Consider the following 9,832-nt stretch of genomic DNA (forward strand, 5'->3'; position numbering starts at 1 on the left):
CTCCAGGACGCGAACAAAGTTGCGATCCCGGAACTTGGACCAGGCCTTCTTGGCCAGGGACTTCGGGGTTGGATAGAACTGCAGTTGTTCAAAGGACATGGTCTGTCTCCGAGTGTTGGGGACAGACCGCCCCCACGAGGGACGGTGTCCCCGTGGTGGGTGAAGTGAATGGATCGACCGGCGAAGCCGGCGCACCCCTGCCCGATCCGGGGGTGCTTTCAGGGGCCTGATACGCTCAGGCGGGCGGTAAAGCCGTCATTCCCCAGGGCCGCACGCGGCCTTCGGGAATGACGGCCCGAAGGCCGTCAAGGTTGAGAGTGGATTCATCCGGTTGCTTCGGACTGTGCCTCGGCCTCCGGCCGCAGGTGTTCGGCGGCTTTCCGGGCTTGGCTTGCGGCCCGGAAAATGGCCCGCTTGTCCTCCTTGAGCTTCCGGACCCAGGAGCCGATGTAGCCCTCGTGGCGAAGATCCCCCTGGATACCGATCTCGGCACACAGGAAGGCCGCGCCCAACTCGGCGACCAGCTCCTCGAACGCATAGCGTTCGGACCCGAAGTGATCAAACTCCACGATCCCCTCGCGCGCGAGGCGGGACTCGTGCCCCGTCCAGTGCGTGAGTTCGTGGAGCGCCGTGGCGTAATAACCGGCCTCCTCCCGAAACGACGCCTTCGGGGGCAACTGGATGTAATCCAGCTCGGGCGAATAGAACGCCCGGTCGCCCCCATGTCGGATCAGAGCCCCGGAGGACTCCAGCACCGATTCCGCCGCCTCGATGGGCGTGAAGCTCGGTTCCGGAGCATCCCCGGTGGGACCCACGCGATACCGGTCCTCCAGATCATCGATCTGGTCCACGTTGAAGACCTTGAAGGCCCGAAGGATCGGCACGGTTTTCATCACCGGCTCGCCCTTCTCGTCCGTCACCGGCTTGCCATCCCGGTCGGTCTTCGGCCGCTGGATCGGCTTGAAGAACACGGCCAGCGTGCTTTTCTCGCCCTTGCGCACCGTGCCGCCGACGTTCGACGCCTGCTTGAAGGTCATCCACCGACTGGTGGAATACCCGTGGGCCACCTCCTGCATCCACAGGAGCATGACGTTGACCCCGTGATAGGGGCGATTGGTCGCGGCATTGACCGGCATTCCGCTCGCCAGTGCCGCCTTGTCGCCATCCCAGGGTTTGACCCAGGGCACGACTCCGTTTTCCAGGGCCGTGATGATCTGATCGGTCACTTCCTGGTAGAGATCCTTGGAGGCTTCTTTCTTGGACATGGTCTGTCTCCTGTGCATGAAAATTGGGGACAGACCGATCCCCGTGGGATCCGACTGCCCCACGGGGGTTGAAATGGTATGTTGACCGTTCGTACCCGAGCAGCGAGGCGCCGGTGATGAAGGTCATTGAAGGTCAACGTTCCACCCTGGAACAGGCGCTGACGCGCGCCTTGTTCAGAGGCGAAACCGAGCGGTTCGAGCAGATCAACGATCAACTCAAACCGCGCGCGGTGAAGCTCAGTGCGATTGCGACTTCAGATCGAGACGTGCCAGCAGCTCCTCGTCGATCAGACGAAGCGCAAGATTGATGTCGGCACGGCCCTCCCGAGTGCTCACCTGAGCGTTCAATGCTTGCTGACGCCGCTCCAGGATCTCCTGTTCGGTCGCCGCTTCCAGCCAGGCGATAAACGCCTTGATGGTTTCCTTGTCCATCGATGCTCTCCTGTCTGTGAACGGAGAGCACCCCACCGGGGAGTGCTCTCCCCGTGGTGGGTGAAGTGAATGGATCGACCGGCGAGCCGGCGCACCCCTGCCCGATCCGGGGGTGCTTTCAGGGGCCTGATACGCTCAGGCGGGCGGTAAAGCCGTCATTCCCCAGGATCGCGCGCGACCCTCGGGAATGACGGCCCGAAAGACAGCCGAACCCCAGGACAATGTCCCGGGGTTCGACGCGCTACAGCGGTCAGCAGGGTGCTTCAAGGCACCAGTGACGCGGAGGTGGAGTCACCACCCGAGGTGGGCGGCGTTTGTTGATGTCGGGCTGAGTGAACCGAAGGTCCACGCGCTTGCCCGCGCGCTGAAAATCTCGGCCTTCGTGTTTCCGGCTGATGTGAAGTCCTCGCATGAGTCTGTCTCCGAGTGTTGGGGACAGACCGCCCCCACGGGGGACGGTGTCCCCGTGGTGGGTGAAGGAAATGGATCGACCGGCAGTGCCGGCACCCTTCTTCCCGATCCGGAAGGGTTTTAAGGGGCCTGATACGCTCAGGCGGGCGGTAAAGCCGTCATTCCCCAGGGCCGCGCGCGACCCTCGGGAATGACGCCCCCGAGGGGGCGCCGGCTCGATCAACCGATCCGCATTTGCAGATGGTCCAGATCGGACGTGGACAGCTGTTCCAGATCGGTATCCGTAATCGGCTCCAGCGTGCGGGTATCCAGTACCTGGAAACCGCACTTGAGGGCCTCGGAAACCGAGTCGAGCGAACGAAAGAGCTTGGTGATGGTGCGAGCTTTCATGGGGCTTCTCCGTCAGTTGTGGGACACCCCGATCCCCCCTGCCGTGGCAAGGGGGATCGGTGGTGCCCCACAACGGAGACACCCCGTTGCCAGGGGGTGAGAGGATCCCCCTGGCGAACGGTCTGCCGGATTCAGGCGGCGGAGCTTTCCGGTTCCTGAGTCGAGTCCGAAGACTCGGTGTAGACGGTTTCGCCGTCCACCTTGACCCAGGCGACCCGGAGCAGACGAGCCTTCAACGAAACGCCGGTCTGGCCGGCCTTCTCGCCTTTCTGGTACTCGAACAGATCCGGGTACAGATCACCCAGCTTGAACCCGATGAGGACCTTGCGATCTTCATCGACGTAGGACTTGGCCGCCTTGATCAGACGCTCGGCTTCCGCCCCGCTGACCCGGCAATCAAACCGGGTCTTGTCCGGGGCGTCGGCGGATCCATGCAGCGCGACGATGTCGCACGCATAGAAGGCCGCCCCCTTCTTGGGGCTCACCTCGCGCACCCGATTCAGGTAGCCAAGGCCGGTGATGTGCAGATCGAAGTATTTGCTCTCAGACATGGTGTTTCTCCTGTTTCACAAATGAATCCGGAGAAACATGCCCGTCCGGGGATTGGTTTCCCCGGGAGGGTGAAGGTAGCGCGAGGCGCTACTTTTTGTTGCGACTGCTGCGAAGTTCCTGACGCCAGATCCAGACGTTCAGGGCGAGGAAGAAGACTCCAATGACCGTAGCCATGATGCCAACTGGACCAATGTCGAACATTGTTAATCCCCTTCTGCGATTTGGATGTTGCCTACAACCACGAGAATAAGTCCCCACATTAGAACGAGGAACGAATCCGCGATGGAAGCGGCGTCAAAAAAATAAGCCAGAACTGCACCGACGGTCAGCGCAATGCCGATCTTTCGGGTGTCGTCCTTGAGCTTAGTGATGTTCACAGTGAGCTTCTTGTTCAAAGGCGCCTCCTTCGAGAATAGCCGAAAGAGACGCGCCCAACCGGGGGGAGGCTCTCCCCGGCGTGGGTGGATGGAATACAGCAGGACCGACTGGCTGAGCCAGCGCACCGCTACCCGGTCCGGGCGGTGCTTTCAGGGACCACGATGCGCTCGTGGCGGGCGGTAAAGCCGTGTGATGGCTCTAGTTTTAGCCTTCCCAATAATCGTCTGTCAATTCATGCGGGTCGAGTGGCCGCTCGATCTGGCGCAGCTCCCGCACATCGGCCTCCACCCACGCGTGGTCCCGCTCCCGGTAGAGCAGGCGTTGCATCGGGGCGTCGTCCGGAATATCCAGGACTTCGCAGATCCCGTGTTCCGGGTGTTCCACGGTGGCGCCGGACGCGCAGTGATCGCGGCGCTCGATGGGGAAGCGGATGATCGCCATGGGCTCTCCTGTTGTCTGGCGCAGTCAGTCGAACTGCAGCTGCACCTTGCCTTCCGATAGTTTCGCACCGGCATCAAAGGTTTTGCCAGTCCGCTTGCTCTTGAGACCCTTGAGCTGTACCCGATCCCCCGCGAACAGCGTGAGCGCCTGGGTCTCGGTCAGCTTCTTGCCACTGACCTGCTTCCATACGATGGCGTTGCACGCCTCGCACTGCCAGGCCTTGGGCGATTCCTTGATGTTGCCCTGCTGGGCGCAGCCGCACTGCCCGACCGGCCCCTGTTTCGGGGCCTTGCCGGGTTTCCCGCCCTGGTCGGGCAGCGTGGTTGTGCAGTCCGGGTAGCGGGTACAGCCCCAAAACGCCCCGGACCCGCCCTTGCGCCGCCGCATGGGGGCCGAGCAGGTCGGACAGGCGTGCTGGGCCTGCGCCTCGACCTGAACCGCATCGGCCCCCTGCTGTTGAACGTGCTGCACCAGCCGCTTGACCCATTCGGCCTGCCGCTGCAGGAACCCATCGATCTCGCCTTCTCCGTTGGCGATCTGGTCCAGAGCCTGTTCCCACAGGGCAGTGGTGGACGGGTCCTTCACCGGATCCGGCAGCGCATCGATCAGCGACCGGGCGGCGGCCGTGGACGTGAGCTTCTTCTTGCGCTCCTCCAGGTAACCGCGATCCATGAGGGTCTGAATGATCCCGGCGCGGGTGGCCTCCGTGCCGATCCCCGTGTTCTCTTTCAGGACGCGCCGCAGCCGCTCGTCCGCGATGGTACGGGCGATGTTCTTCATGGCGGCGAGCAGCGTGCCCTGGGTAAAGCGTTCCGGCGGGGTGGTTTCCTTGTCGCGGATCTGCGCGCCGGACAGGGAGACGGGGTCGCCCTTCTGCACGTTGGGAAGCGCCTGGGCGCTTTCGTTGCGCTCCTCGGCCGAGGCGTCCGTCTGGATCAGCACGCGCCAGCCGCTTCGGCGGTTCACCCGCCCCCGCGCACGGAACGTCTCGCCCTCGGCCGCGACTTCCAGCCGTGTCTGGTCGTACTCGTAGGCGGGATAGAACTGCGCGATGAAGCGGCGACGGATCAGGTCGTAGACCGCCTGTTCCCGCGACGACATGGCATGGACATCCGCAGCGGCGGTGGTCGGGATGATGGCGTGGTGCGCCGTGATCTTCGCATCGTTCCAGCAGCGCCCCTGCACAGCGGCATCCGCGCCTTCAACCAGGTGTTCGATGGTCGAGTCGCTCTGCATCAGCGCCTGCAGGACGTCGCGTGCCTCGCCGTGCTGGCTGACGGGCAGGTAGCGGCAGTCCGTCCGGGGGTAGGACGTGGCCTTGTGCTTCTCGTACAGCGACTGCGCGGTATCGAGGACCTCCTGCGCCCCCATCCCCAGCCGTTTCGACGCCTCCTGTTGCAGTGTCGAGAGATCGTAGGGCAGCGGCGCTTGCTCGCGCTTGCGCTCGGTCTGCGCCAGGGTCACGGTGCCTTGCACCCCCTGTACACGCTGCGCCACAGAGGCGGCCGCCTGTTGACTGGTACAGCGGCCTTCGGCGTCACTCACCCCCTCGGGAGGCACCCATCGGGCCTCCCAGGAGCCGTTCGTATGGCCGCAGCGGACCGATACCTCGTAGTAGGGGACCGGCTTGAACTGTTCAATCGCGCGGTCCCGATCGACCACGAGCTTGAGGGTGGGCGTCTGGACACGCCCCACGGACAGAACGCCGTCATAGCCTCGGGCCCGAGCCGCGAGGGTGTAGGCCCGTGTGAGGTTCATGCCCACGAGCCAGTCGGCACGGGCGCGCGCCACGCCGGCGCGGTACAGGGGATAGGTCTGATTCCCCGGGAGCAGGTTGGCGAGGGCCTTGCGCACGCTGGTCTCGTCCAGGGCGGCGAGCCAGAGGCGCTGGACGGGGCCCCGGTAGCCGCACAGCTCCAGGACCTCACGCGCGATCGTCTCGCCTTCCCGATCCGCGTCGGTGGCGACGACCACTTCGGAGGCCTGTTTCAGCAGGGACCGGATGCTCGAAAAGTGGCCCTTCACCTTGGGCCGCACGTTCATCTGCCACTGGTCCGGCAGGATGGGCAGCGTCTCCACGCGCCACTGCTTGAGCGACGGGTCATAGTCTTGAGGCGGAGCCATTTCCAGCAGGTGCCCGAAGCACCAGGTCACTGTCACCCCATCCCCGCGAATACACGCATTTTCCTTGCTCGAGGCGCCCAGGACCCGAGCAATATCTCGGGCCTGGGACGGTTTTTCCGCAAGAAACAGTCGCACGATCAGTGCCGCCGTGGTTGGGGTGAGGGATCAGCGCAGAGCGCCCTGGACGCGTTCGCGCAGGCTGGACTGGAAGCTGTCGCTGGTCGGGAACGAATACTGGTCATTGTCGCGGGCGTGATAGAGCACCTCCACGTAGGCACCACTGCCCTCGCGGTCGATGTCGATCTGCATGATGCCGTTGTGACCGTCGTGTGCCTCGCTACTGCGCATGGAGTAGGTGACGCCCGGTTGCGTGCGGTGATGGAAGCCGGCATCGAGCTTGATCCATTCACGTTGCCGATGTCCCTTGGGGGCGCGTTCATCGAGCGTCGGGAAGTCGAACTCGCGACGGAGTCGTGCGTAGGTCGTATCGACGTCGAGCTGCGTAGTGAGCGAGAACGTGATGTCTTCGCTGGGGTTTTGGACCCCGTTCCCGGCGGTCCCGGTCGTCGTGCTACTGGAGGTCGTCGGCCGTATATCCTCAATCACGATGCAGCCGGACAGGGCCGCGATGGCGGCACCGGCGAGGAGGGTGCGGGTGATCGTTCCGTTCATCATGGGGTGTCTCCTTCTTCCTTGATTGGCTCATCGGCGGCTACGCGTTCGGCGATCGTGGGTTCGGGCGATGGAGGTACGCGGCGAACCGCCGCCCATTGTCCCTGGCGCCAGTCGGCGCTCTCGTCGGCCTCCTTCCCGGCCTCCTGATCGCTGTGCGCCTCGAAGCGGGTCGTGGAGACCACGCGCCCGAGTTCCACCAGTTGGGCATGATATAACGGCATGGCTCAGCGGGCCTCGTCCGGGTGCGTCCATTCGCCGCACCAGTGGATCGCTTTCGTGAGGGGGAAAGGTCCGTCACTGTCCCCGACCGGCTGCAGAAGCCCCGGGGGGTGACGTCGGCAGGATCCATCAGCGCTACCCAGCCGATGCCAGTAGACGCAGGTATCGCAGCGGGCGCGGGCGAGTCGGCTTTCAGGCATCGGTCGCTCCCGCCCCGTCGTCCCGGCGCCGGAAGGTCACGTCCTCGACCCGCGCCAGATCCAGATCGACGGCGGACGCACGGAGTTCGAGTCGAGATCGTTCCTCGCCCGTCTCGCGGTCGCTCCATGTGGACTCGAACAGTTCGCCCTCGACGTGGACCCGGGCGCCCTTGGGCAGCAGGCGGGCAGCGGTCTCGGCGCGCGGTCCCCACAGGGCCACGTCCAGCCAGAACCCGCCCTTGTCCTCAAAGCCGCCGTTGCCATCGGGCTTCGGGCGATCAAAGAAGATCCGGAGGTTGGTGACGGGGGTCGATTCGCCGCCGCGATCGGCATGACGAAGCGTGGGCGCCGCGCCCAGGTTGCCGCGACCGGAAAAGCTGTTGGACATGGATCTGCACCAGACATGGGTTCGATGTCAGCGTGCGCGGTGCCCGGCATGGAAGCTAGGCGAAATCCAGAAGGGGGTCGGGGTGGTTTTGACCGACGGATGGGGCCCCGCAGGGTGTAACGGGATTACACCCCCCGGGTCTGGCTCAGGGAGCCACTATCGGGATAGCGTTGACGCCGAGGCGGAACCGCGCGGCGATCGGTTCCGCATTCGGGCCCACTCGATTTTGGCGATCGTGACCAGCTGGAACCGCTGCAGATCATCGAGGCGATACTCGCGAATCTGCTCCAGTGCCTGTACCGGTCCGGTGACGTGGATGCCGAACTCGGTTCGCGCACGCCAGATCGCCCGCAGCGTCGGCGCCGGTTCCAGTGCCTCGAACAATTCATCCAGCTCGATCAGATCAAGGCCGTTCCACCCCTCCAGCGGCACGATCCGACCCGCCCGGGCCGCTTGCTCCTCGGTCATGCTACCGAGGGATCGCCGCATGGCGCGCGCCGATTTGCGGATTCCCTCCAGCCGTTTTCGGTCGCTGTAATTATCCTGCATGACTGCTGCCACCGCGCCACTGGTCTTCCAACGCGTTCAGTGCCTCAATCTGTGCCACCAGATCCTTGAGGCGTAGCCGCTCGTAGTTCCTCCTGCGATGTTCAAACGTCAGCATCCGCCCCCGCCGCTCGATCTCCAGCCACGCCAGCCGCGTCCGCGTGGGTACGCGCTCGCGATCCAGTGCCGCCTGCAGCATGTCCGAGGAGAACATCAACCAGGACTGGCCGATACCATCGAACCCACGTAGACGCCAGCGGAACACGGACCCGCCTTCCCGACGGGAACGATGGATCGCGGGATGGGCGACCCACGGCCGACGATAGGTGTCCTTGAACTCCTGCACCAGTGCGTCCATCTGGTCATCGATCTGCCGTAGCTCGGATTCGAGCACCTGCATCCGCTTACGTGCGTCGGCAAGTTTCATGTGTCGCTCTCCAATGGCCCCAGCGCCCCCCTTACCCTTAAAGGGCCCTTTAGGGCATAACTACATAGCAGGCATGCGGCCATAACTACTCCCCGTGCATCTGAGCCAGGCGACCGATCAAGGTCCATCACGTTCCGGTTTCCTGAGCCACGGCCGAGCCGTAGGACTCGGCCCGTTCGCCGGCAGGGGCATCGGATTCGTCCTCCTCGTCATCATAGAGCCCCGGGGGCGGCTCGCTGCGCGCCTTCGGGTCCCGAATGTCGGGTGCCACCGGCGCGCGCAAGGTCCCCTCCAGGACTTCCTTCGGCGGCAGACCGAGGGTCTCGATCGCCTGCCGGGCTTTCGCTGTGCCAGCGGCCACATCGTCTCGGGTCACGCCCTGATACTGGAACCCCTGCGGTGCGTTGAACGCACTGCGGACCAGCCGGCCACCCTGATACAGCATCCGCTCGCTCTCGTCGCGGCCCATGAGCCCGACGTGGCGCGCGGTCAGGATGGCGCGTGCGGTCCGGTCGAAGTCGGCGATCAGGTAGGCCCCCATGAAGCCGTAAGGGTTCGAGAACTCCAGTGGGACGGTGCAGGGGCTCTGGCTCTGAGCCACATCGATCTCGATCCCGGGCATCGAGGCCAGGAGGCGCTCCGTCTGTTCCCGGATGGCATTGACGCCCTCGCGGTTCTCCGTGAGCGATTCATAGGTCTGGAGCAGTTTCCAGTCGGCCCACGGGTCGTCCAGGGCCGCCGCTCGCCAGATCCGCCGCATCGTCGTGGCGAAACGAACGAGCCCGATGATGGGCGCCTTCTTCTCGCTTGCGCCTCGTCCATGCACGAGTCGCTGCGCCTGGCGCGTCTGGATCTCCATCGCGGCGGACCCGCGGAGGCCTCCAGGTGACGAACTGGCGGTACGCCAATCCACGATCGGGTCGGCCTCGTTCGGCATAGGTTTCGTTTCGGCCATAGTCGCCTCCTAGTTTCGTGAGTGCCGGGGGATCCCGGTCAGCGTGTTCTATCACCGCCCTCGGCTTCCTGGCAGGCCAAATCCCAAATGGCCTGCCAGGGGGCTTCGGGACGGTACTCGTAAAGATCGGAACCTTCCATAAAGAGTCCGATGGCCGTGAGCGCGGACGCCTGGAGATCCGGATCGAGTCCGCGCAGGTCGGACAGGTCGAGCGGCCATTCCGGCGCGTTGTAGCAGGCGAGCAACACGCGACGAACCGAGCGCGCCTGCCCGCTGCGGTTCAGCGCAACGTCCAGCAGCCGATCCAGGGCCTGATTCGCGTCTACTGTGACAGTCCTCGGCACGGGCATTCCCCTCTGGTCTGGCTCAGGGTGGGACAGTGTCCCCCCCCCTCTGGTCTGGCTCAGGGTGGGACAGTGTCCCCCCCCC

14 protein-coding genes are annotated in these 9,832 nt (G+C 64.5%); all 14 read right to left on the minus strand.

The window, feature by feature from the left end:
• Nucleotides 1–323 precede the first annotated feature (323 nt).
• On the minus strand, nt 324–1,265 hold the full coding sequence (locus D000_RS0113025; RefSeq protein ID WP_018873963.1) for an ArdC family protein: 942 nt from the start codon (nt 1,263–1,265) through the stop codon (nt 324–326).
• A 237-nt stretch (nt 1,266–1,502) separates the two neighbouring features.
• Nucleotides 1,503–1,697, minus strand: a complete 195-nt coding sequence (locus tag D000_RS0113030) for a hypothetical protein (RefSeq protein WP_018873964.1) — start codon at nt 1,695–1,697, stop codon at nt 1,503–1,505.
• Nucleotides 1,698–2,327: 630 nt separating this feature from the next.
• Nucleotides 2,328–2,498, minus strand: a complete 171-nt coding sequence (locus D000_RS14325) for a hypothetical protein (RefSeq protein WP_018873965.1) — start codon at nt 2,496–2,498, stop codon at nt 2,328–2,330.
• 131 nt (nt 2,499–2,629) lie between these two features.
• Complete coding sequence (locus D000_RS0113040; RefSeq protein ID WP_018873966.1) at nt 2,630–3,049, minus strand: STY4534 family ICE replication protein; 420 nt, start codon at nt 3,047–3,049, stop codon at nt 2,630–2,632.
• Nucleotides 3,050–3,253: 204 nt separating this feature from the next.
• Nucleotides 3,254–3,445 carry a hypothetical protein gene (locus tag D000_RS0113050; RefSeq protein ID WP_017926598.1) on the minus strand — a complete coding sequence of 64 codons (192 nt, stop codon included), beginning with the start codon at nt 3,443–3,445 and terminating at the stop codon, nt 3,254–3,256.
• Nucleotides 3,446–3,632: 187 nt separating this feature from the next.
• The gene (locus tag D000_RS0113055) at nt 3,633–3,869 is read right to left on the minus strand and encodes a hypothetical protein (RefSeq protein WP_017926599.1); all 237 of its coding nucleotides are present in this window, start codon (nt 3,867–3,869) and stop codon (nt 3,633–3,635) included.
• Between the two features lie 24 nt (nt 3,870–3,893).
• Nucleotides 3,894–6,128 (minus strand): DNA topoisomerase III, encoded by a 2,235-nt coding sequence (locus D000_RS0113060; protein ID WP_081616683.1) that lies wholly within the window; start codon nt 6,126–6,128, stop codon nt 3,894–3,896.
• Nucleotides 6,129–6,158: 30 nt separating this feature from the next.
• Nucleotides 6,159–6,668 carry a hypothetical protein gene (locus D000_RS0113065; RefSeq protein ID WP_018873969.1) on the minus strand — a complete coding sequence of 170 codons (510 nt, stop codon included), beginning with the start codon at nt 6,666–6,668 and terminating at the stop codon, nt 6,159–6,161.
• Nucleotides 6,665–6,889, minus strand: a complete 225-nt coding sequence (locus D000_RS0113070) for a hypothetical protein (protein WP_018873970.1) — start codon at nt 6,887–6,889, stop codon at nt 6,665–6,667. The genes D000_RS0113065 and D000_RS0113070 overlap by 4 nt, the downstream gene beginning before the upstream one ends.
• A gap of 190 nt (nt 6,890–7,079) precedes the next feature.
• Nucleotides 7,080–7,475, minus strand: coding sequence for a single-stranded DNA-binding protein (locus D000_RS0113075; RefSeq protein ID WP_018873971.1), 396 nt, complete (start codon nt 7,473–7,475; stop codon nt 7,080–7,082).
• 156 nt (nt 7,476–7,631) lie between these two features.
• Nucleotides 7,632–8,024: a hypothetical protein gene (locus tag D000_RS0113080; protein WP_018873972.1), complete on the minus strand. Its 393-nt coding sequence runs from the start codon at nt 8,022–8,024 to the stop codon at nt 7,632–7,634.
• Nucleotides 8,014–8,421, minus strand: a complete 408-nt coding sequence (locus tag D000_RS0113085; protein ID WP_018873973.1) for a hypothetical protein — start codon at nt 8,419–8,421, stop codon at nt 8,014–8,016. The genes D000_RS0113080 and D000_RS0113085 overlap by 11 nt, the downstream gene beginning before the upstream one ends.
• 154 nt (nt 8,422–8,575) lie before the next feature.
• Nucleotides 8,576–9,403: a PFL_4669 family integrating conjugative element protein gene (locus D000_RS0113090; protein ID WP_026280005.1), complete on the minus strand. Its 828-nt coding sequence runs from the start codon at nt 9,401–9,403 to the stop codon at nt 8,576–8,578.
• 38 nt (nt 9,404–9,441) lie between these two features.
• Nucleotides 9,442–9,753 (minus strand): hypothetical protein, encoded by a 312-nt coding sequence (locus D000_RS0113095; protein WP_018873975.1) that lies wholly within the window; start codon nt 9,751–9,753, stop codon nt 9,442–9,444.
• Between the last annotated feature and the right edge of the window lie 79 nt (nt 9,754–9,832).

The sequence above is a fragment of the Thioalkalivibrio sp. ALJ16 genome, from assembly GCF_000377345.1.
Lineage (GTDB): Bacteria > Pseudomonadota > Gammaproteobacteria > Ectothiorhodospirales > Ectothiorhodospiraceae > Thioalkalivibrio.

Excerpts from the sequence above, each read along its gene's own strand:
- D000_RS0113025 (WP_018873963.1), bottom strand. The coding sequence starts at position 1,265 with ATGTCCAAGAAAGAAGCCTCCAAGGATCTCTACCAGGAAGTGACCGAT.
- D000_RS0113030 (WP_018873964.1), bottom strand. The coding sequence starts at position 1,697 with ATGGACAAGGAAACCATCAAGGCGTTTATCGCCTGGCTGGAAGCGGCG.
- D000_RS14325 (WP_018873965.1), bottom strand. The coding sequence starts at position 2,498 with ATGAAAGCTCGCACCATCACCAAGCTCTTTCGTTCGCTCGACTCGGTT.
- D000_RS0113040 (WP_018873966.1), bottom strand. The coding sequence starts at position 3,049 with ATGTCTGAGAGCAAATACTTCGATCTGCACATCACCGGCCTTGGCTAC.
- D000_RS0113055 (WP_017926599.1), bottom strand. The coding sequence starts at position 3,869 with ATGGCGATCATCCGCTTCCCCATCGAGCGCCGCGATCACTGCGCGTCC.
- D000_RS0113065 (WP_018873969.1), bottom strand. The coding sequence starts at position 6,668 with ATGATGAACGGAACGATCACCCGCACCCTCCTCGCCGGTGCCGCCATC.
- D000_RS0113070 (WP_018873970.1), bottom strand. The coding sequence starts at position 6,889 with ATGCCGTTATATCATGCCCAACTGGTGGAACTCGGGCGCGTGGTCTCC.
- D000_RS0113075 (WP_018873971.1), bottom strand. The coding sequence starts at position 7,475 with ATGTCCAACAGCTTTTCCGGTCGCGGCAACCTGGGCGCGGCGCCCACG.
- D000_RS0113080 (WP_018873972.1), bottom strand. The coding sequence starts at position 8,024 with ATGCAGGATAATTACAGCGACCGAAAACGGCTGGAGGGAATCCGCAAA.
- D000_RS0113085 (WP_018873973.1), bottom strand. The coding sequence starts at position 8,421 with ATGCAGGTGCTCGAATCCGAGCTACGGCAGATCGATGACCAGATGGAC.
- D000_RS0113090 (WP_026280005.1), bottom strand. The coding sequence starts at position 9,403 with ATGGCCGAAACGAAACCTATGCCGAACGAGGCCGACCCGATCGTGGAT.
- D000_RS0113095 (WP_018873975.1), bottom strand. The coding sequence starts at position 9,753 with ATGCCCGTGCCGAGGACTGTCACAGTAGACGCGAATCAGGCCCTGGAT.